General features: G+C 59.6%; 18 protein-coding genes. 7 read left to right on the plus strand and 11 right to left on the minus strand.

Translation table 11 applies throughout. From position 1 onward, the window contains the following. Nucleotides 1–5: 5 nt before the first annotated feature. The 8 genes from fabI to gloB all read right to left on the minus strand — a co-directional run bounded on the left by fabI (nucleotide 6) and on the right by gloB (nucleotide 10,821). Nucleotides 6–800: an enoyl-ACP reductase FabI gene (gene fabI / locus BMS17_RS25630; protein ID WP_046032108.1), complete on the minus strand. Its 795-nt coding sequence runs from the start codon at nucleotides 798–800 to the stop codon at nucleotides 6–8. A 19-nt stretch (nucleotides 801–819) separates the two neighbouring features. Continuing rightward, nucleotides 820–2,430, minus strand: a complete 1,611-nt coding sequence (locus BMS17_RS25635) for an ABC transporter ATP-binding protein (RefSeq protein ID WP_046032109.1) — start codon at nucleotides 2,428–2,430, stop codon at nucleotides 820–822. A 1-nt stretch (nucleotide 2,431) separates the two neighbouring features. After that, nucleotides 2,432–3,451: an ABC transporter permease gene (locus tag BMS17_RS25640; protein WP_046032110.1), complete on the minus strand. Its 1,020-nt coding sequence runs from the start codon at nucleotides 3,449–3,451 to the stop codon at nucleotides 2,432–2,434. A 1-nt stretch (nucleotide 3,452) separates the two neighbouring features. Then, nucleotides 3,453–4,526 carry a microcin C ABC transporter permease YejB gene (locus tag BMS17_RS25645; RefSeq protein ID WP_046032111.1) on the minus strand — a complete coding sequence of 358 codons (1,074 nt, stop codon included), beginning with the start codon at nucleotides 4,524–4,526 and terminating at the stop codon, nucleotides 3,453–3,455. Between the two features lie 4 nt (nucleotides 4,527–4,530). Next, a complete protein-coding gene (locus BMS17_RS25650; RefSeq protein WP_046032112.1) occupies nucleotides 4,531–6,372 on the minus strand; it encodes an extracellular solute-binding protein in 1,842 nt (613 codons plus the stop codon). Further along, complete coding sequence (locus tag BMS17_RS25655; RefSeq protein WP_371916740.1) at nucleotides 6,369–8,183, minus strand: extracellular solute-binding protein; 1,815 nt, start codon at nucleotides 8,181–8,183, stop codon at nucleotides 6,369–6,371. The genes BMS17_RS25650 and BMS17_RS25655 overlap by 4 nt, the downstream gene beginning before the upstream one ends. A 328-nt stretch (nucleotides 8,184–8,511) precedes the next feature. Further along, on the minus strand, nucleotides 8,512–9,954 hold the full coding sequence (locus tag BMS17_RS25660) for a transglycosylase SLT domain-containing protein (protein ID WP_077432067.1): 1,443 nt from the start codon (nucleotides 9,952–9,954) through the stop codon (nucleotides 8,512–8,514). 99 nt (nucleotides 9,955–10,053) lie between these two features. Continuing rightward, the gene (gloB, locus tag BMS17_RS25665) at nucleotides 10,054–10,821 is read right to left on the minus strand and encodes a hydroxyacylglutathione hydrolase (protein WP_046032115.1); all 768 of its coding nucleotides are present in this window, start codon (nucleotides 10,819–10,821) and stop codon (nucleotides 10,054–10,056) included. A 65-nt stretch (nucleotides 10,822–10,886) separates the two neighbouring features. Between gloB and BMS17_RS25670 the strand changes: the two genes are divergently transcribed. The 5 genes from BMS17_RS25670 (at nucleotide 10,887) to BMS17_RS25690 (ending at nucleotide 16,298) form a co-directional block, all read left to right on the plus strand. Beyond that, nucleotides 10,887–11,645 (plus strand): methyltransferase domain-containing protein, encoded by a 759-nt coding sequence (locus BMS17_RS25670; protein ID WP_046032116.1) that lies wholly within the window; start codon nucleotides 10,887–10,889, stop codon nucleotides 11,643–11,645. Between the two features lie 92 nt (nucleotides 11,646–11,737). Further along, nucleotides 11,738–12,190: a ribonuclease HI gene (gene rnhA, locus BMS17_RS25675; protein WP_007944583.1), complete on the plus strand. Its 453-nt coding sequence runs from the start codon at nucleotides 11,738–11,740 to the stop codon at nucleotides 12,188–12,190. Nucleotides 12,191–12,394: 204 nt separating this feature from the next. Beyond that, nucleotides 12,395–13,153, plus strand: a complete 759-nt coding sequence (dnaQ, locus tag BMS17_RS25680) for a DNA polymerase III subunit epsilon (RefSeq protein ID WP_046032117.1) — start codon at nucleotides 12,395–12,397, stop codon at nucleotides 13,151–13,153. Nucleotides 13,154–13,413: 260 nt separating this feature from the next. Further along, nucleotides 13,414–15,669: an Orn/Lys/Arg decarboxylase N-terminal domain-containing protein gene (locus tag BMS17_RS25685; RefSeq protein ID WP_077432068.1), complete on the plus strand. Its 2,256-nt coding sequence runs from the start codon at nucleotides 13,414–13,416 to the stop codon at nucleotides 15,667–15,669. A 14-nt stretch (nucleotides 15,670–15,683) separates the two neighbouring features. After that, nucleotides 15,684–16,298 carry a GNAT family N-acetyltransferase gene (locus tag BMS17_RS25690; RefSeq protein ID WP_046032119.1) on the plus strand — a complete coding sequence of 205 codons (615 nt, stop codon included), beginning with the start codon at nucleotides 15,684–15,686 and terminating at the stop codon, nucleotides 16,296–16,298. Here the strand turns inward: BMS17_RS25690 and BMS17_RS25695 are convergent. Further along, a complete protein-coding gene (locus tag BMS17_RS25695) occupies nucleotides 16,264–17,157 on the minus strand; it encodes a LysR family transcriptional regulator (RefSeq protein ID WP_046032120.1) in 894 nt (297 codons plus the stop codon). The two genes, BMS17_RS25690 and BMS17_RS25695, sit on opposite strands and share 35 nt — an antisense overlap. A gap of 88 nt (nucleotides 17,158–17,245) precedes the next feature. Then, nucleotides 17,246–17,506, minus strand: coding sequence for a hypothetical protein (locus BMS17_RS25700; RefSeq protein WP_046032121.1), 261 nt, complete (start codon nucleotides 17,504–17,506; stop codon nucleotides 17,246–17,248). A gap of 176 nt (nucleotides 17,507–17,682) precedes the next feature. Here BMS17_RS25700 and BMS17_RS25705 point away from each other — a divergent pair, with 176 nt between their 5' ends. After that, on the plus strand, nucleotides 17,683–18,243 hold the full coding sequence (locus BMS17_RS25705; RefSeq protein WP_046032122.1) for an NADPH-dependent FMN reductase: 561 nt from the start codon (nucleotides 17,683–17,685) through the stop codon (nucleotides 18,241–18,243). Between the two features lie 115 nt (nucleotides 18,244–18,358). Here BMS17_RS25705 and BMS17_RS25710 read toward each other — a convergent pair whose 3' ends face one another. Beyond that, entirely contained in the window at nucleotides 18,359–19,018 is a 660-nt protein-coding gene (locus BMS17_RS25710; protein WP_077432069.1) for a TetR/AcrR family transcriptional regulator, read from the minus strand. 55 nt (nucleotides 19,019–19,073) lie between these two features. On the opposite strand from BMS17_RS25710, the gene BMS17_RS25715 reads away from it, so the two are divergent. Beyond that, entirely contained in the window at nucleotides 19,074–20,177 is a 1,104-nt protein-coding gene (locus tag BMS17_RS25715) for a DUF2855 family protein (RefSeq protein WP_077432070.1), read from the plus strand. The last annotated feature ends 130 nt before the right edge of the window (nucleotides 20,178–20,307 follow it).

Here is a 20,307-nt window from a genome sequence, read left to right on the forward strand (position 1 = left end):
GAAGATTACTCTTCGAGGCTACCCATTGCAGTGGTGTTGAAGCCACCGTCAACGTACATGATCTCGCCGCTGATGCCGGACGCCAGGTCCGAGCACAGGAAGGCGCCGGCGTTGCCGACTTCGTCGATGGTGACGTTGCGACGCAGCGGGGTTTGCGCTTCGTTGGCGGCCAGCATCTTGCGGAAGTTCTTGATGCCGGAAGCGGCGAGGGTGCGGATCGGGCCAGCCGATACGCAGTTGACGCGGGTGCCGTCCGGGCCCAGGGAGCCGGCCAGGTAACGCACGCCAGCTTCCAGCGAAGCCTTGGCCATGCCCATTACGTTGTAGTTCGGCATGGTGCGCTCGGCGCCCAGGTACGACAGGGTCAGCAGGCTGCCATTGCGGCCCTTCATCATTTCGCGACCGGCCTTGGCCAGGGCCACGAAGCTGTAGGCACTGATGTCGTGAGCGATGCGGAAACCTTCGCGGGTGGTGGCTTCGGTGAAGTCGCCGTCCAGTTGGTCGCCCGGGGCGAAGCCAACGGAGTGCACGATGCAGTCCAGGCCGTCCCACTTCTTGCTCAGTGCTTCGAAGACCTTGGCGATTTCTTCATCGCTGGCCACGTCGCACGGGAAGCACAGTTCAGGGCTCGAGCCCCAGCCTTGTGCGAATTCTTCGACACGACCTTTCAGCTTGTCGTTCTGATAAGTGAAGGCAAGCTCAGCGCCCTCGCGATGCATGGCGGCAGCGATGCCGGATGCGATGGACAGCTTGCTGGCGACACCGACGATCAGTACGCGCTTACCGGCGAGAAAACCCATGTGTTGCTCCTCTTTCAGGTTATTGCGCAGTGGCTGGTGCCAAAAAAGCGGCTTCCAGCAACTGCTGTGTATACGGATGTTGGGGGGCGGCAAAGATACTTTGCGCGTCTCCCTGTTCGACCACTTGGCCATGCTTGACCACCATCAGCTGGTGGCTCAGCGCTTTAACGACAGCCAGGTCATGGCTGATAAACAAATACGTCAGGTTGTACTTGGTTTGCAGTGAACGCAGCAGCTCCACCACTTGGCGTTGTACGGTGCGGTCGAGGGCCGAGGTCGGCTCGTCCAGCAAAATCAACGCCGGTTTTAACACTAATGCCCGGGCAATGGCGATTCTCTGCCGTTGCCCGCCGGAAAATTCGTGGGGGTAGCGGTGCCGGGTTTCCGGGTCCAGACCTACCTCCTTGAGCGCTTCAATAATCGCTTGTTCCTGTTGCGCCTCGGTGCCCATCTTGTGGATCCGCAGGCCTTCGCCGACGATCTGGCTCACGCACATCCGTGGGCTCAGGCTACCAAACGGGTCCTGGAACACCACCTGCATCTCGCGGCGCAGCGGCCTGACCTGTTGCTGCGTCAGGCAGTCTAGCTGCTGGCCTTCAAAACGGATGGCGCCTTTGCTGCCGATCAGCCGCAAAATCGCCAGACCGAGCGTCGACTTGCCCGAACCGCTTTCACCGACAATCCCCAGGGTCTGCCCCTGCGGCAAGCTGAAATTGATCCCGTCCACTGCCTTGATGTGGTCGACGGTCTTTTTCAGCAAGCCTTTCTTGATCGGGAACCAGACTTTCAGGTCCTCGACTTGCAGCAATGGCGGCCCGATTATATTGGTCGCCGGCGTGCCGCTGGGCTCCGCTGCCAGCAGTAACCGAGTGTACGGATGCTGCGGCGCGCGGAACAACTCTTCGCACGATGCCTGTTCGACGATGCAACCGCGCTGCATGACACATACGCGATGCGCAATTCTTCGCACAAGGTTCAAATCATGGCTGATCAGCAGCAGCGCCATGCCCAATCGCGCCTGTAATTCCTTGAGCAATTCGAGAATTTTCAGCTGAACGGTCACGTCCAGCGCGGTGGTCGGCTCGTCGGCGATCAGCAGTTCCGGCTCGTTGGCCAGGGCCATGGCGATCATGACCCGCTGGCGCTGGCCGCCGGACAATTCGTGGGGCAGGGCCTTGAGGCGTTTATGCGGTTCGGGGATACCGACCATCTCCAGCAGTTCCAGGGTGCGTTTGGTCGCCACTTTGCCAGTCAGGCCCTTGTGAATGCCCAGCACTTCATTGATCTGCTTTTCGATGGAGTGCAACGGGTTGAGCGAGGTCATCGGCTCCTGGAAAATCATCGCGATCCGGTTGCCACGGATATGGCGGATGGACTTTTCGCCCATGTTCAGCAGGTTTTTGCCAGCGTACTCGATGGTCCCGGATGGATGCCGGGCGAGCGGGTAGGGCAGCAGTCTCAGGATCGAGTGGGCGGTGACCGATTTACCGGAACCGCTTTCACCGACCAGCGCCAGGGTTTCGCCACGCTTGATATCAAAGCTAACGCCTTCGACCACGCGCTGTACCCGTTCACCGATACCGAACTCGACGGCCAGGTCGCGCACTTCGATCAGATTGTCCTGATTCATTTCACTTCCTCGGGTCGAAGGCATCGCGAGCGGACTCGCCGATAAACACCAGCAAACTCAACATCAGCGCCAGCACCGCGAACGCACTGATGCCCAGCCACGGCGCTTGCAGGTTGGATTTGCCCTGGGCCACCAGTTCGCCCAGTGACGGGCTGCCTGCCGGCAGGCCGAAACCGAGGAAATCGAGCGCCGTCAGGGTGCCGATGGCCCCGGTCAGGATGAACGGCATGAACGTCATGGTCGAGACCATGGCGTTGGGCAGGATATGGCGGAACATGATCGCACCGTTCTGCATGCCCAGCGCCCGCGCCGCGCGCACGTATTCAAGGTTGCGGCCACGCAGGAACTCGGCGCGCACCACGTCCACCAGGCTCATCCATGAAAACAGCAGCATGATCCCCAGCAGCCACCAGAAATTCGGCTGTACGAAGCTGGCGAGGATGATCAGCAGGTACAGCACCGGCAGCCCAGACCAGATCTCCAGGAAACGCTGCCCGGCCAGATCCACCCAGCCGCCGTAAAAGCCCTGCAAGGCCCCGGCGATCACGCCAATGATCGAGCTGAAAATGGTCAGGGTGAGGGCGAACAACACCGAAATCCGGAAGCCGTAAATCACCCGCGCCAGCACGTCTCGACCCTGGTCATCCGTGCCAAACAGGTTATCCGCCGATGGCGGTGCCGGGGCCGGGACCTTCAGGTCGTAGTTGATGCTTTGATAGCTGAACGGAATCGGCGCCCACAGCACCCAGGCGTCCTTGGCCTTGAGCAGTTCGCGGATGTACGGGCTCTTGTAGTTGGCTTCCAGCGGGAATTCGCCGCCGAACGTGGTTTCCGGGTAGCGCTTGAGCGCCGGGAAGTACCAACTGTTGTCGTAATGCACCGCCAGCGGTTTGTCGTTGGCAATCAGTTCGGCGCCAAGGCTCAGGCCAAACAGCAGCAGAAACAGCCACAGCGACCACCAGCCGCGCTTGTTGGCCTTGAACAGTTCGTAACGTCGTCGATTGAGCGGGGACAGGTTCATCTCAATGCTCCCGGCTTTCGAAGTCGATGCGCGGATCGACAAAGGTGTAGGTGAGGTCGCCGATGAGTTTCACCACCAGGCCCAGCAAGGTGAAGATAAACAGCGTGCCGAACACCACCGGGTAATCGCGGTTGATCGCGGCTTCAAAGCTCATCAAACCGAGGCCGTCGAGGGAGAAAATCACTTCCACCAGCAACGAGCCGGTAAAGAAGATGCCGATGAAGGCCGACGGGAACCCCGCGATCACCAGCAACATCGCATTGCGGAACACATGGCCGTAGAGCACGCGATGACGGGTCAGGCCTTTGGCTTTGGCGGTGACCACGTACTGCTTGTTGATTTCATCGAGAAAGCTGTTTTTGGTCAGCAGGGTCATGGTCGCGAAGTTGCCGATCACCAGCGCCGTGACGGGGAGCGCCAGGTGCCAGAAGTAATCGAGGACCTTGCCGCCCATGCTCAGCTCATCGAAATTGTTCGACGTCAGCCCGCGCAACGGGAACCAGTCAAAATAGCTGCCGCCGGCGAACACTACGATCAGCAGGATCGCAAACAGGAACGCCGGGATTGCGTAGCCGACGATGATCGCCGAACTGGTCCAGACGTCGAAGTGGCTGCCATGCCGGGTGGCCTTGGCGATCCCCAGCGGGATCGACACCAGGTACATGATCAGCGTGCTCCATAAGCCGAGCGAGATCGACACCGGCATCTTTTCCTTGATCAGGTCGATGACCTTGGCGTCGCGAAAGAAGCTGTCGCCGAAATCCAGCGAGGCGTAGTTCTTGACCATGATCCACAAGCGTTCCGGCGCCGACTTGTCGAAGCCGTACATGTGCTCGATTTCCTTGACCAGCGCCGGGTCCAGGCCTTGGGCGCCGCGATAGGCGGAACCGGCCACCGACACTTCGGCACCGCCACCGGCGATGCGGCTGGTGGCGCCTTCGAAGCCTTCGAGCTTGGCGATCATCTGCTCTACCGGGCCGCCGGGCGCGGCCTGGATGATCACGAAGTTGATCAGCAAAATGCCGAACAAGGTCGGAATGATCAGCAGCAGTCGCCGAAAAATATACGCCAGCATCTGATTACTCCGTGCCCACAGGGTCGGCTTGCAGTTTGATTTCGACTTCTATTGCCGGTTTCGCATCCGGCTTGATCCACCAGGTGTTGATGCCGATGTCGTACTTGGGTGAAATTTTTGGATGACCGATGTGGTTCCAGTACGCCGCGCGCCACGTCTTGATATGCCAGTTGGGGATCACGTAATAACCCCATTGCAGGACGCGGTCCAGTGCGCGGGCATGGGCCACCAGGCTTTTGCGCGAATCGGCGTTGATCAGTTGCTCGACCAACTGGTCCACCACCGGGTCTTTGAGGCCCATCGAATTGCGACTGCCGGGTTTGTCGGCGGCGGCCGACATCCAGAATTCACGCTGTTCATTACCCGGAGAACCGGACTGCGGGAAGCTGCCGACGATCATGTCGAAGTCGCGTGAGCGCACGCGGTTGATGTATTGCGAGACGTCGACCCGGCGGATGACCAGGTCGATCCCCAGATCGCTCAAATTGCGCTTGAACGGCAGCAGCACACGCTCGAACTCGGTCTGGGCCAGCAGGAATTCGATTTTCACCGGTTTGCCCGTGGCATCGACCATTTTGTCATCGACGATCCGCCAACCGGCCTCTTGAAGCAGTTGATAGGCTTCGCGCTGGTGATCGCGAATCATGCCGCTGCCATCCGTCTTCGGGTTCTCAAAGGCTTCGTTGAACACTTGTGCGGGGATCTGGCTGCGAAACGGATCGAGGATTGCCAGTTGGTCGGCATCCGGCAGGCCGGTGGCGGCCATTTCCGAGTTTTCGAAATAGCTGCGGGTGCGCGCATAGGCGCTGTTGAACAACTGCTTGTTGGTCCATTCAAAGTCCAGCAGCAGCGCCAGGGCCTTGCGCACGCGTACATCCTGGAACAGTGGGCGGCGCAGGTTGAACACAAAACCCTGCATGCCGGTGGGGTTGCCGTTGGGGATTTGTTCTTTGATCAGCCGGCCCTCGGTGACGGCCGGGACGTTGTAGGCGTTGGCCCAGTTCTTCGCGGTCATTTCCAGCCAGTAATCGAACTGCCCGGCCTTGAGCGCTTCGAGCGCGACGGTGTTGTCGCGGTAGTACTCGGTGAGCATCACGTCGAAGTTGTAGAACCCGCGATTGACCGGCAAGTCCTTGCCCCAGTAATCCTTGACCCGCTCATAGCGAATGGAGCGCCCGGCCTTCACCTCGCTGACTTTGTACGGGCCGCTGCCCAATGGCATTTCGAGGTTGCCCTTGTTGAAATCGCGGTCCGCCCACCAATGTTTCGGGAGCACCGGCAACTGGCCGAGAATCAAGGGCAGCTCGCGGTTGTTGGAGTGTTTGAACTTGAACAGCACGGTCAGCGGGTCTTCGGCGACCGCTTCCGCAACGTCGTTGTAGTAACCGCGATAGAGCGGCGCGCCGTCCTTGGTCAGCATCTGGAAGCTGAACACCACGTCTTCGGCGCGGATCGGGTGGCCGTCGTGGAAGCGCGCTTCGGGGCGCAGGTAGAAACGCACCCAGCTGTTATCCGGGGCTTTCTCGATCTTGCCGGCCACCAGTCCATATTCGGTGAATGGCTCGTCCAGCCCTTGTTTGGCGAGGGTGTCATAGATGATGCCGATGTCGTCGGCCGGCACGCCCTTGCTGATAAACGGGTTGAGACTGTCGAAGCCACCGAAACCGGCCTGACGGAAGATCCCGCCCTTGGGCGCATCCGGGTTCACGTAGTCGAAATATTTAAAATCGGCCGGGTACTTCGGCGGCTCGTTGTAAAGGGTCACGGCATGTTGCGGGGCGGCGCAGGCCAGCCCGGCGAACAGCAGACCGCTGGCCTGCAACAGCAGGGCGCGTACGGGTTTCATTGATCTTTCTCCGAAGATTTCAGCCACCACGCGCTCAGGCCCAGGGTGTAGGGCGGCGTGGTCACGAAGGCCAGGCGATTACGGTAGGCCAGGCGGTGATAATTGAGGTACCAGTTGGGAATACTGTAGTGCTGCCACAGCAATACGCGGTCCAGCGCTTTGCCCACGGCCACTTGTTCGTCGCGGCTTTGAGCGGCGAGCAATTGTTCAAGCAAATGATCGACCACCGGGTTGGCGATACCGGCATAGTTTTTACTGCCCTTGATTCCGACCTGGCTGGAGTGGAAATACTGCCACTGCTCCAGACCCGGGCTGAGGGTCTGGTTGAGCGTCATCAGAATCATGTCGAAATCGAACTGATCGAGGCGCTGTTTGTACTGGGCGCGGTCGACGGTGCGAAGTCGCGCGTCGATACCCATGCTGGCGAGGTTCTCGACGTAGGGCTGGAGGATGCGCTCCAGGTTCGGGTTGACCAGCAGGATCTCGAATCGCAGCGGTTGGCCAGCGGCGTTCTGTATGCGCTGGCCATTGAGCTTCCAGCCGGCCTCAGCAAGCAGCCCAAGGGCTTTGCGCAGGGTTTCCCGGGGAATGCCGCGGCCGTCGGTGTGCGGCAGGCTGAACGGCTCGGTGAAGAGTTTGGCGGGCAACTGCTCGCGATACGGCTTGAGCATCAGCCATTCGTGACCAACGGGCAGCCCGGTCGCAGAAAACTCGCTGTTGGGGTAATAACTCAAGGCGCGCTTGTAGGCCCCGCTGAACAGCGTTCGGTTGGTCCACTCGAAGTCAAACATCAGGCCCAGCGCTTCCCGGACCTTGACTTCGGCCAAGGTCGGCCGTCGGGTATTCATGAACAGGCCTTGGCTCTGGGTCGGGATCTGATGCGGGATCTGCACCTTGATCACCTCGCCGCGACGCACCGCCGGGAAGTTGTAACCGTTGTCCCAGTTCTTCGCCTGATGCTCGATGTAAACGTCGAACTCGCCGGCCTTGAAGGCTTCGAAGGCGACATCGCTGTCACGGTAGAACTCGACCTCCATACGATCGAAGTTGTACTTGCCGCGATTGACCGCCAGGTCTTTGCCCCAGTAATCCTTAACCCGCTCAAACACGATCTGCCGCCCGGGGGTTACCGAGGTGATGCGATACGGCCCGCTGCCCAGTGGCGGTTCGAAGGTAGTGGCCTTGAAGTCGCGACCTTTCCAGTAGTGCCGGGACATCACCGGCAATTCGCCCAGCCTCAGGATCAACAACGGATTGCCGGCGCGCTTGAAGACGAAACGAACGCGGTGCGGGTTGAGGATGTCGACGCGCAACACTTCCTGAAGGCTGGTGCGGTACAGCGGATGACCTTCCTTGAGCAGCATGCGGTAGGAGAACGCGACGTCGTACGCGGTGATTGGCGAACCATCGTGGAACCGCGCTTCGGGGCGCAGGTTGAACACCACCCAACTGCGGTCCTCGGTGTATTCCAACGACTGGGCGATCAGGCCATAACTGGAAGTCGGCTCGTCGCCGGACGGTGCGTACTGGCCGGTGCCGACCATTAGCGGTTCATTCAGCTCATTGATCCCGTATTGCAGGAAATTCGGCGTGGTCACCGGGCTCGTGCCCTTGAAGGTGTAAGGATTGAGCGTATCGAAGGTGCCAAACGCCATCACCCGCAATGTACCGCCCTTGGGCGCTTGCGGGTTGACCCAGTCGAAGTGGGTAAATCGGGCCGGGTACTTGAGCGTGCCGAACTGCGCATAACCGTGGCTTTCGCTGATCGTCGCGCTTGCGGTGGAGCTCAAGGCCAGGCTGATCAGGAGCAGGAGGAGGGGACGCTTCAAGTCAGGGATCCGATCCAGGCGGCTTGGGCTTTGTGGGCCGTACAGTAACAGCTTGTATCGACAGGAAAAAGACAGGGGGTAATGCCGGGTTAATTGGACTTACGGGTCCCTTGTAGCAGCTGGCGAAGCCTGCGTCCGACTGCGCAGCAGTCGTAATCCGGCAATCACAGTCTTCCTGTCATACCGCGCCGTTTGAATTTACGACTGCTGCGCCCGAACGCGGACCGGCCGACGCAGGCTTCGCCAGCTGCTACAAGAGATTGGTTCGTTTTTCGGGCAAAAAAAAGCCCCTGATTTCAGGGGCTGTTTTTTAGCGTGGTGAAGACACTGTCAGCATCTGTCCAGGCTTCAACGCCTGGCCGACGCGCGGGTTCCAGCGCTTGAGATGCTGCATCTCGACATTGAAACGTTTGGCAACGATGTACAACGAGTCGCCTTGCTGAACCTTGTATTGGGTCTGCGGCTTCTTCTTGTCGGCTTTGCTGTTCGCGGCGATGACCGTGTTGACGCGGCCGCTATTGCGCTTGGTGGTGTCCTGCATCACCAGCGTCTGGCCTGTCTTGAGATTTTTACCGGAGAGTTTGTTCCAGCGCTGCAGGTCTTTGACGTCAACGTTGTTGGCCTTGGCAATGGAGCCCAGGCTATCGCCGCGTTTGACCCGGTAGGCGCGCTTGATGCTGGCGACTTGAGTATCGTCGGCGCCTTCGAAGACCGGTTTGAACGACTTCTTGCTGATCAACTCTTCCGGACGCATGGTCGACAGGCTGGTAGTCAGCAACTGCGCTTTGGACGTTGGCACCAGCAGATGCTGGGGGCCGTCGATCGTGGTGCGCTGCTTGAAGGCCGGGTTGAGCTGGAACAGTTCGTCTTCGTCGATGTTGGCCACCGCGGCAACCTTGGACAGGTCCATGCGCTGGTTGATTTCGACGACCTGGAAGTACGGTTCGTTGGCGATCGGGTTGAGGTTCACGCCGTAGGCTTCGGGAGCCAGCACCACTTGCGACAAGGCCAGCAGTTTTGGCACGTAGGCCTGGGTTTCCGACGGCAACGGCAGGTTCCAGTAATCGGTCGGAAGGCCGAGCCTTTCATTGCGCTCGATCGCCCGGCTGACCGTGCCTTCACCGGCATTGTAAGCGGCGAGGGCGAGCATCCAGTCACCGTTGAACATGTCGTGCAGGCGGGTCAGGTAGTCCAGCGCCGCTGTGGTCGAGGCGGTGATGTCGCGACGGCCGTCGTAGAAACGGGTCTGGCGCAGGTTGTAGTAGCGCCCGGTAGACGGGATGAATTGCCAGAGACCCACTGCGTCGGACCGGGAGTAGGCCATCGGGTTGTAGGCGCTTTCAATCACCGGCAACAGCGCCAGTTCAAGCGGCATGTTGCGTTCTTCAAGGCGTTCGATGATGTAGTGAATGTAGAGACTGCCGCGTTCGCCGGCGTTTTCGAGGAAGGAAGGGTTACTGGCGAACCACAGGCGCTGTTGCTCGATGCGCGGGTTGACGCCCAGACCATCCTGCAACTGGAAGCCCTGGCGCATGCGCTCCCAGACATCCTGAGGGACTTGCGGCGAAGGTTTTTCGCTGAGCCAAATGGGTTTCTGTTTGGCTCGGGCGGCAATATTGGGGGTGTGTGACGCGTCAGTCTGCGGCACATGACTGGAACAACCCGCCAGAGTGGCGGACACAGCCACCGCTATGGCTTGAGCCAAGCGGGTCAATGCGTCTGAATTGATGGCTTTACGAATAGATGACGACATTGGCTGGAAGTAAGTTCCGGGCAAAAATGTCGAGAGATTCTAGAAAGGGTACCCCCTGCGGTCAACCATTCAGAATTTTCATTGCAATAGGATGACGGCTTAGAACGTATCCTTCCAAGCCCGCAAGGCCGCAAAAACCGCACTCGGAGCCCGGTTATTGGGGCCGATCCGTTCGTCCACTTTTTCTTTAACAGATGTTTCAGCGGACCGTAAAAAAGGGTTGGTGAGCTTTTCCAGGGCCAGCGTCGAAGGCAGCGTGATGATCCCGGCTTCACGCTGTCGGGTGACTTTGGCCAGGCGTTCGGCGGTATCCGGATTGTCAGGTTCGACAGCTGCCGCAAATTTCAGGTTGCTCAGGGTGTATTCATGAGTGCAATAGACCAGCGTGTCTTCCGGCAATTCGGCCAGGCGTGACAGCGAGGCGTGCATCTGTTCGGGCGTGCCTTCGAACAACCGTCCACACCCGGCGGCAAACAGCGTGTCACCGCAGAACAGCAGGCCATGATGGTAGTAGGCAATGTGCCCCAGGGTATGACCGGGCACGGCGAAAACATCGAAGTCCCAGCCCAGCACGCTGACCTTGTCGTTGTCCTTGAGCGCGACATCCCGGGCCGGGATGGATTCGCTGGCCGGACCGTAGACTGTCGCGTCTGTCGCCTTTTTCAGCGACTCGACGCCGCCGACGTGGTCATGATGGTGATGAGTGATCAGAATATCGCTCAAGACCCACCCCGGATGCGCCGCAAGCCAGGCCTGCACGGGCGCGGCATCGCCCGGATCGACCACGGCGCAGCGCTGGGTGCGGTGGTCTTGTAACAACCAGATGTAGTTGTCGGTGAAGGCGGGCAGGGCACTGATCTGTATCATCGTCGGATTCGCCAAGCGGAAAACAATGGCGCATCTTAGAACTTCCTGGCGCGTTGGAGAATGCAATGACCGATAAAGCGTTCGCTCAGGCTGATCCCGAGTGGCTGGCCTTGATCAGCGCGGCCCGTGAATGGCTGTCCGGCCCTATCGGGCAATTTTTGCTGGATGAAGAGCGGCGCATGCTCGAAGACGAGTTGGGGCGCTTCTTTGGCGGCTATCTGGTGCATTACGGTCCGTCAGCCCAGACCCCGCCGGCGGCACCCCAGGTGCAGCGCAACGTGCGGCTCGGGGCGCCGTTGCCCGGTGTCGAAATCGTGTGTGAAGAACAGGCGTGGCCGTTGAGCGAGCACGCCGCCGATGTGGTGGTGTTGCAGCATGGCCTGGATTTCTGTCTGTCACCCCACGGGTTACTGCGGGAAGCGGCGAGCAGTGTGCGGCCCGGCGGGCATTTGCTGATCATCGGGATCAATCCCTGGAGCACGTGGGGCTTGCGTCATGTGTTCGCCCATGACGCCATGCGCAAGGCGCGTTGCATCTCGCCTTCACGCGTTGCCGACTGGTTGAACCTGTTGGGTTTCGCGCTGGAGAAACGCCGCTTCGGGTGCTATCGTCCGCCGCTTGCGTCACCTGCCTGGCAGGCTCGTCTGGCCGGTTGGGAACGCAAGGCCGGTGATTGGCAACTGTCGGGTGGCGGTTTCTATTTGTTGGTGGCGCGCAAGATCGTGGTCGGCCTGCGTCCACTTCGTCAGGAGCGGCGCGAACCGATGGGCAAGCTGATTCCTTTGCCGATGGCCAAGGTCAATCGACGCCGTATCGACCCGTAATCCCCTTTTATATTCCCGGCCGGGTCAATCCCCGGCCTCGGGCATCGTCGGTCACTGATCGACGAGCCACCGCATTTTCTGGATAGATTGGCATGAGCGATAGCGTAGAACTCTTTACCGATGGCGCCTGCAAAGGCAACCCTGGTCCTGGTGGCTGGGGTGCACTGCTGGTGTGCAAAGGGGTTGAAAAGGAACTGTGGGGCGGCGAGGCCAACACCACCAACAACCGCATGGAGCTGATGGGGGCGATCCGTGGCCTTGAAGAACTCAAGCGATCCTGCGACGTGCTGCTGGTGACCGACTCCCAGTACGTGATGAAAGGCATCAACGAATGGATGGACAACTGGAAGAAACGCGGCTGGAAAACAGCAGCGAAGGAGCCGGTTAAAAACGCCGACCTGTGGAAGTTGCTGGATGAGCAGGTCAATCGCCACAACGTCACCTGGAAATGGGTGCGCGGGCACATCGGTCACCACGGTAACGAGCGGGCGGACCAGTTGGCCAACCGTGGCGTGGATGAAGTGCGCGGGTTCAAGCAGGCTTGATGATTCCATCGTTCACCTGTGGGAGCCGGGCTTGCCCGCGATGAACGATGACGCGGCTTTACTGAAAGTCCGCAGCGTCTGCATCGCGGGCAAGCCCGGCTCCCACAGGGCATCGCAGCATCAAGCTGGCGGTGCGCGCCTGATCCCGCGAGCGTGTTAATATCGCCGCTTTTGCACGATTGACCCGTTGAGAGCTGAACACTGATGGCCACCAGATCCGTTGTACTCGATACCGAAACCACCGGCATGCCGGTGACCGACGGCCACCGGATTATCGAAATCGGTTGTGTCGAGTTGATCGGTCGGCGCCTGACGGGCCGGCATTTCCACGTTTATCTGCAACCCGATCGCGAGAGTGACGAAGGCGCCATTGGCGTCCACGGCATCACCAACGAATTCCTGGTGGGCAAGCCGCGTTTCACTGAAGTGGCCGATGAGTTCTTCGAATTCATCAAGGGCGCCCAGCTGATCATCCATAACGCGGCGTTCGACGTTGGCTTCATCAACAACGAATTCGCCCTGATGGGCCAGCACGATCGCGCGGACATCACGCAACACTGCTCGATCCTGGACACCCTGATGATGGCCCGGGAACGTCACCCCGGGCAGCGCAACAGCCTCGACGCCTTGTGCAAACGTTATGGCGTCGATAACTCTGGCCGTGAACTGCACGGCGCCTTGCTCGACTCCGAGATTCTCGCTGACGTCTACCTGACCATGACCGGCGGCCAGACCAGCCTGTCACTGGCCGGTAATGCGTCCGACGGTAATGGTTCCGGTGAAGGTGCGGACAATTCCGCCACCGAAATCCGTCGCTTGCCGGCCGACCGCACCCCCGCCCGAATCATCCGCGCCAGCGAAGATGACCTGGCCCAGCATGTGGCACGACTGGAAGCCATCGCCAAAGCCGCCGGCGCGCCGTCGCTGTGGCAGCAACTGGCGGATGCCAAGGCCCAGGCCTGAGTCCGTAGCAGCTGCCGAGCACCGCGAGGCTGCGTTCGGACGGAGCCGTCGTAAAACCTGGGCGCGAGGTTTTCCTGAAACAACGCACTATCCGATATCACGACGGCTCCGTCCGAACGCGGCCCGCACCGAACGCAGCCTCGCGGTGCTCGGCAGCTGCTACAGGTCGTGCATGTATCGACACTCGCCACATCCGCTTCAACCCTCTACCCTGAGGTTATTGGCAGACCATGGTCTGCCGCCTCAGGACACTGAGCCCCATGTATAAAGATTTGAAATTCCCGGTCCTGATCGTCCATCGCGACATCAAGGCCGACACCGTCGCCGGTGATCGCGTGCGGGGCATCGCCCGGGAGCTGGAGCAGGAAGGCTTCAGCATTGTTTCGGCGGTGGATTACACCGAAGGGCGGCTAGTTGCGTCGACCCATCACGGCCTCTCGTGCATGTTAATTGCCGCTGAAGACGCCAGCGCCCATTCCCATTTATTGCAGAACATGGCCGAACTGATTGGCCTGGCGCGAGTGCGTGCGCCGGATCTGCCGATCTTTGCCCTGGGTGAGCAAGTGACCCTGGAAAACGCCCCGGCTGATGCCATGGCCGAACTCAATCAGCTGCGCGGGATTCTTTACCTGTTCGAGGACACCGTGCCGTTCCTGGCCCGGCAAGTGGCGCGGGCTGCGCGCAAGTACCTGGACGGACTGTTGCCACCGTTTTTCAAGGCACTGGTGCAACACACCGCCGACTCCAATTATTCCTGGCACACGCCGGGCCACGGCGGTGGCGTGGCGTATCACAAGAGCCCCGTCGGGCAAGCGTTTCACCAGTTTTTCGGGGAAAATACCCTGCGTTCGGATTTATCCGTATCGGTTCCCGAATTGGGTTCCTTGCTCGATCACACCGGGCCGCTGGCCGAAGCAGAAGCACGAGCCGCGCGCAATTTCGGCGCCGATCACACCTTTTTCGTGATCAATGGCACCTCGACCGCCAACAAAATCGTCTGGCATTCGATGGTCGCGCGTGATGACCTGGTGCTGGTGGATCGCAACTGCCACAAGTCGGTATTGCATTCGATCATCATGACCGGCGCCATCCCGTTGTACCTGTGCCCTGAGCGCAATGAACTGGGAATCATCGGCCCGATTCCGTTGAACGAGTTCAGCCGCGAGTCGATCCAGGCCAAGATCGACGCCAGCCCGCTGACCAAGGGGCGAGCGCCGAAGGTCAAATTGGCGGTGATCACCAACTCGACCTACGACGGCCTTTGCTACAACGCCGAATTGATCAAGCAAAACCTGGGCAACAGCGTCGAGGTGCTGCATTTCGACGAGGCTTGGTATGCCTACGCGGCGTTCCACGAGTTTTTCGCCGGGCGTTACGGCATGGGCACTTCGCGCAGCGAAGACAGCCCGCTGGTGTTTACCACGCACTCCACGCACAAGTTGCTGGCAGCGTTCAGCCAGGCGTCGATGATTCATGTCCAGGACGGTGGCGCGCGGCAACTGGATCGCGACCGGTTCAACGAAGCGTTCATGATGCACATCTCCACTTCGCCGCAGTACAGCATCATTGCATCGCTGGACGTGGCCTCGGCGATGATGGAAGGGCCGGCCGGGCGTTCGCTGTTGCAGGAAATGTTCGACGAAGCCCTGAGCTTTCGTCGCGCCCTGGCCAATCTGCGCCAACACATTGCGGCGGACGACTGGTGGTTTTCCATCTGGCAGCCGCCATCGGTGGAAGGCATTGATCGCGTGGTCACCGAGGATTGGCTGCTGCAACCCGACGCCGACTGGCATGGCTTTGGCGGTGTGACCGACGATTACGTGCTGCTCGACCCGATCAAAGTCACTCTGGTGATGCCAGGCTTGACGGCCGGTGGCGCGCTGAGTGAACGCGGGATTCCGGCGGCCGTGGTCAGTAAATTCCTCTGGGAGCGTGGGCTGGTGGTCGAGAAGACCGGGTTGTATTCGTTCCTCGTGCTGTTCTCGATGGGCATCACCAAAGGCAAGTGGAGCACGCTGTTGACCGAGTTGCTGGAGTTCAAGCGCAGCTACGATGCCAACGTCAGCCTGGCAGCCTGCCTGCCGTGCGTGGCGCAACAGAGCGGCGGGCGCTATCAAGGCATGGGTTTGCGCGACTTATGTGATCAATTGCACGCCTGTTATCGCAGCAATGCCACGGCCAAACACCTCAAGCGCATGTACACCGTGCTGCCGGAAGTCGTCATGAAGCCCGCTGACGCCTATGATCATTTAGTGAGAGGCGAGGTGGAGGCGGTGTCCATCGATGCGCTGGACGGACGAATCGCTGCGGTCATGCTGGTGCCGTATCCGCCAGGTATTCCGCTCATCATGCCTGGCGAGCGGTTCACCGAGGCGACCCGGTCAATCATTGACTACCTTTCATTTGCGCGTACTTTTGACAGTAGCTTCCCAGGATTTGTCGTCGATGTGCATGGCTTGCAACACGAAGACGAGGGCAATGGACGGCACTACACCGTCGATTGCATCAAGGAATGAGGACCTTTCCCAGCATGCAACCTGTGATCAATCCCAAGTTCCCGGGCCTGTCGGTGCGTGTCGCCGATGACGGCTTTGCGGCCTATATCTGGGGCAGTGACTTCAGTTTTGAAGTTGCCGCCTATGGTGCTGCCGAAATTGGCAAACCGGTCGAACAGTGGTCGGTGACGCCGATCATTCCGTATCGAAAGTGCTACGGCATTGACCCGGAGGAGTTCAGTAGTTTCCGTGATGCCGCTGACAGCGCGATTTTCATGGCGTATCTCGACGACGAGCCGGTCGGCCATCTGGTGGTCAGCACCAACTGGAACGGTTTTGCGCATATCGACGAGTTAGCGGTGCATGCCCCGGCGCGGCACCATGGCGTGGCCAAAGCGCTGCTGGATGTGGCCCAGTTCTGGAGCCGCAAGAAAAAACTGCCCGGCATCATGCTCGAAACCCAGAACAACAATCTGGGCGCCTGTCGGCTCTATGAGCGGTGCGGGTATGTGATTGGCGGGATCGATCATTTGCGTTATCGCGGGATCGACCCAAACACCGCCGAAGTGGCACTGTTTTGGTATCGCTTGTTCGATAACTCGCTGGAAGACTCGTTCAGTTCGCCAGCATCGCCGCGGCTTGTTCCGTAATGATGTCCAGCAGTGTCTGAACAGCGGCGTTGGGTTCGCCGTTTTTCAGGGTCAGGGCGTAGAGGCTGATCGGTACTGCCGGGGCCAGCGGACACACATCCAGTCCGCTGGATTTGGCGCCGAGGGCGGTAAACGGGTCGACAATTGCCAGACCTTCACCGGCCTCGACCATGCTGCGCATCATCTGATGCGTCTGGACCCGGATATGCACGACCGGGGCAGGGCGCAAGGCCTGCAGTTTGTTCTCCAGTGCCGGACTTAGCGGGTCATGACCTTCCAGGCCGACCATCGACTGACCTGCCAGATCTTGCAACGAAATGTATTTCTGCTTGGGTTGCAGCCAGCCGTGGGGCGCCAGAAGCTGGAGCTTGCCTTGGGCAATGACCTGGCAATGGATGTCGGCGTGATCGGGATCATGCAGGCTCAACCCCAGGTCGCTTTCGCGCAACAACAAGGTCTTGATGATCTCGCGGGTCGGTTGGCTCAGCAGGTTGCACGGCGCATCAGGCAAGCGTCGGCGCAGGGCAGCGATGCCTTGAGGCAGCAATTGTTGGGCCAGGGGCGGGGTGCAGATAATGCGAAGGGGGGCTGCCTGGTAATGCTTGAGGCTGGAGGCCAGCCGCTGGACGGGCTCAAGCGCTTCGTAAACGTGGGCAATTTCGACCTGGAGTTCCCGCGCTTCGCGGGTCGCCTGCAAGCGTCCACGCACGCTGGAAAACAGCATGAAACCCAACTGACCCTCGGCCTCACGCAAAAGGCGTTCAACCTCGGCCACCGGCAACTGCAGCCATTCGGCGGCGGTGCCCAGGTGGCCAGTCTGCACAAGCGCGTGGATCACTTCGATATGGCGTAAACGCATGCGTGAAGTCCATGTTCAGCAGGTGAGAGGATCAGTGACTGAATCCTAACTCAAGTGCGCGCATATGACTTCTGCTCATAACACGCGGTTATGAGGCGACGTTGACTTCTGGCAGGCTGCCGACATACGTGTCGGGTTCACGGACGATGGTCACGTCCGCTTGCACCAGCAGGAATTGGTTTTCATCGAGCTTCTTGACACGATCGCCAATGGCCAGTTTGTAGGTGGTGACAGGCTCCGTGCCGCCAAGGCCGTCCGCCGACAGGGTGGATTCCTGGAACTCATGCACTGAATAAACACGGCCTTCCGCATCTCTTGCATGGAACTGACCGACAAGTACTGCTGCCATCTGTTTAGAACCTCTGGAGATAAATCACTCAATTTTCGGTTCTGTAGACCGTGGTTGGGTGAAGTAAGTTTTCCTACAGGAAAAAAATAGTCAGGGGCGATGAAATTCAGGGCCCGCTGGGTAATTCGTCATCTATAACTACAAGTTCTTTCCATCGCACAGTCGAGACATCTTCCATGAGCAACGTCTACAAGATCGCCGTTGTGGTCGGCAGCTTGAGAAAGGCATCGATCAATCGCAAGGTGGCGCTGGCCCTGGCCGATCTCGCACCGGCCAATCTCAGGCTTGAAATCGTTGAAATCGGCGACCTGCCGCTCTACAACGAAGACATCGATGGTGCTTCACCGCCGGCAGCCTACAGCACTTTCCGCCAACAGGTGCGTTCATCCGACGCAGTGCTGTTCGTCACCCCGGAATATAACCGTTCGGTACCGGCGCCTTTGAAGAATGCCATCGATGTGGGTTCGCGGCCCTATGGCCAGAGCGCCTGGAGCGGCAAACCGGGTGCGGTAATCAGTGCTTCGCCGGGTGCTGTCGGCGGATTCGGCGCGAACCACCATTTGCGCCAGTCCATGGTGTTTCTGGATGTGCCATGCATGCAGCAACCGGAAGCCTACCTTGGAGGCGCCGGCGCGGCGTTCGACGAGGCGGGCAAGCTGTCCGAGTCGGTCAGGCCGTTCCTGCAGAGTTTTATCAACGCGTATGCAAAATGGGTCGAGCAACACAAAAAAGAGTGACAACACCGTCCCCCTGTAGGAGTGAGCCTGCTCGCGATAGCGGTATGTCAGTTGGCATTGATTTGCCTGACACACTGCTATCGCGAGCAGGCTCGCTCCTACAGGGTATTGGGGGTTAGGGGGTGTGCAGCAATCGGCCACGGATCATCGACTCGATCTCCGCCAGCCACGCAGCCGTTTGCGCTGCCGCCGGTTGTGCGGTAACGCAATAACGGCGGCCACCCCAGGCGGTGATCAGCCAGGCATCGATGGTTGTTTCTGATGGCTGCTCAGGTAAATCGCTACACGCCGCAAACGCTTCGCGCCACTTCTGCGACAGCTCCTGGAACACCCGCCGGTGGTGTTTGGGTTCGGCGATCTGGTGTTCATGGGTCATCAGCTCATAGTCGAACAACGGCTGATCAGCATCGGTCGGGTCGCAGGTCATACGGATCAAACGATTGATTCGCGCTTGCCAGTCCAGATGCGTGGGCCGTACCACCTGGTCATCGATGTGCTGCAACAGATTCTCCAGGCAATGGCGGACATAACCGGACAGCAGCGCTTCCTTGCTCGGGAAATAATCGTACAACGTACCGATGGCAACGCCGGCTTCCAGCGCCACCGCGCGCGTGGTCAGCCCCGACCAGCCATCACGTCGCCAAATCCGAACAAACGCCTCGTAAATCGCCTCCACGGTGAAGATCGCCCGAGACTGACTCGGCCGTTTCAGCGGTTTGGCGCGGGGATTGAGGGTGGGCGCAGTGCCCTTGGTGTTTCCGAACCCGCTCTTCATCGGCTGCCACTACTCTGGTGCTACCCGCCACTCACTCGCAGCAGGAGTCTGAAAGATGCAAAGTCCGATCACGGTAACACGGCTGATCACCCGCAAAAACGCCCTCGACCAGAGTCGAATCGAGCAGGAGCAGCGCAGTCTGACTCCGTCCGAAGGGGAGGTGATTGTGAAAATCGACCGCTGTGCGCTGACCACCAACAACATCACTTATGCCGCGTATGGCGATTCGATGAATTACTGGGGTTTTTTCCCTAGCGGGAACGCGGAAATGGGGCACATTCCGGCTTGGGGCTTCGCCGATGTGATCGCTTCGACGGTTGAAGGGGTTGCGGTGGGGGAGCGCTTCTACGGCTATTTTCCGATTGCCAGTCACCTGTGGATGCGCCCCGAGCGGGTCACCGAGCGAGGTTTCTATGATGGCGCCGAACACCGGCAGGCACTGACCTCGGCCTATAACCAGTACACCCGGTGCAGTTGGGATCCGTACTACAGCCATGACACCGAAAACCTGCAGATCTTGCTCAAACCGCTGTTTCTGACCTCATCAATGCTGGCGGATTTCCTGCAAGACAACCAATTCTTCGGTGCGACCCGGCTGGTGTTTTCCAGCGCTTCGAGCAAAACCGCCTATGGCGCCGCTGTGTGTCTGGAAAACTACCCCGACATCGAGCGGGTTGCGCTGACCTCGGCCGGTAACACGTCCTTCGTCGAAGCGCTCGGCTGTTATGAGCGAACAGTGTCTTACGAGGAGCTGCCGAGCCTGGCCAATGACCGTCCTGTTCTGTACGTGGATTTTTCTGGCGACCTGGGTTTGCGTGATCGTGTGCATCAGCAATTCGCCGGACAACTGGTTTACAGCTGCTTCGCCGGTTCGGCACAAAGCACGGATGAAGCACAACTGAGCGCCATCGAGGGCCCGCAACCGGTGTTCTTTTTTGCGCCGATCCAGTTGCGCAAGCGCAATGCCGAGTGGGGGCCAGAGCGAGTCAGCCAACATATCGGCGATGGCTTGCAGCGGTTTTATGGGCAAGTGACCGCATCCGCCAACCCGCTGCTTGAGGTGGTGCAAAGCGACGGTTATGAGGCGGCGCAGACGGTGATTACGCGGTTGTTCAACGGCCAGGTCGCGCCAGTGCAAGGGCATGTCATCCGTTTGTAACCTGTGTAGCAGCTGACGAGCAGCGCGAGGCTGCGTCCGACTCGGTCCGCGCTCGGACGCAGCCTCGTGCTGCTCGACAGCTGCTACGGGATTCGTTGTGTAGAAAATGGGGGCTTTACTCTGTTCGTGT

Source organism: Pseudomonas sp. C9, from assembly GCF_002000165.1.
Taxonomy (GTDB): domain Bacteria; phylum Pseudomonadota; class Gammaproteobacteria; order Pseudomonadales; family Pseudomonadaceae; genus Aquipseudomonas.

Excerpts from the sequence above, each read along its gene's own strand:
- fabI (WP_046032108.1), bottom strand. The coding sequence starts at position 800 with ATGGGTTTTCTCGCCGGTAAGCGCGTACTGATCGTCGGTGTCGCCAGC.
- BMS17_RS25635 (WP_046032109.1), bottom strand. The coding sequence starts at position 2,430 with ATGAATCAGGACAATCTGATCGAAGTGCGCGACCTGGCCGTCGAGTTC.
- BMS17_RS25640 (WP_046032110.1), bottom strand. The coding sequence starts at position 3,451 with ATGAACCTGTCCCCGCTCAATCGACGACGTTACGAACTGTTCAAGGCC.
- BMS17_RS25645 (WP_046032111.1), bottom strand. The coding sequence starts at position 4,526 with ATGCTGGCGTATATTTTTCGGCGACTGCTGCTGATCATTCCGACCTTG.
- BMS17_RS25650 (WP_046032112.1), bottom strand. The coding sequence starts at position 6,372 with ATGAAACCCGTACGCGCCCTGCTGTTGCAGGCCAGCGGTCTGCTGTTC.
- BMS17_RS25660 (WP_077432067.1), bottom strand. The coding sequence starts at position 9,954 with ATGTCGTCATCTATTCGTAAAGCCATCAATTCAGACGCATTGACCCGC.
- gloB (WP_046032115.1), bottom strand. The coding sequence starts at position 10,821 with ATGATACAGATCAGTGCCCTGCCCGCCTTCACCGACAACTACATCTGG.
- BMS17_RS25670 (WP_046032116.1), top strand. The coding sequence starts at position 10,887 with ATGACCGATAAAGCGTTCGCTCAGGCTGATCCCGAGTGGCTGGCCTTG.
- rnhA (WP_007944583.1), top strand. The coding sequence starts at position 11,738 with ATGAGCGATAGCGTAGAACTCTTTACCGATGGCGCCTGCAAAGGCAAC.
- dnaQ (WP_046032117.1), top strand. The coding sequence starts at position 12,395 with ATGGCCACCAGATCCGTTGTACTCGATACCGAAACCACCGGCATGCCG.
- BMS17_RS25685 (WP_077432068.1), top strand. The coding sequence starts at position 13,414 with ATGTATAAAGATTTGAAATTCCCGGTCCTGATCGTCCATCGCGACATC.
- BMS17_RS25690 (WP_046032119.1), top strand. The coding sequence starts at position 15,684 with ATGCAACCTGTGATCAATCCCAAGTTCCCGGGCCTGTCGGTGCGTGTC.
- BMS17_RS25695 (WP_046032120.1), bottom strand. The coding sequence starts at position 17,157 with ATGCGTTTACGCCATATCGAAGTGATCCACGCGCTTGTGCAGACTGGC.
- BMS17_RS25700 (WP_046032121.1), bottom strand. The coding sequence starts at position 17,506 with ATGGCAGCAGTACTTGTCGGTCAGTTCCATGCAAGAGATGCGGAAGGC.
- BMS17_RS25705 (WP_046032122.1), top strand. The coding sequence starts at position 17,683 with ATGAGCAACGTCTACAAGATCGCCGTTGTGGTCGGCAGCTTGAGAAAG.
- BMS17_RS25710 (WP_077432069.1), bottom strand. The coding sequence starts at position 19,018 with ATGAAGAGCGGGTTCGGAAACACCAAGGGCACTGCGCCCACCCTCAAT.
- BMS17_RS25715 (WP_077432070.1), top strand. The coding sequence starts at position 19,074 with ATGCAAAGTCCGATCACGGTAACACGGCTGATCACCCGCAAAAACGCC.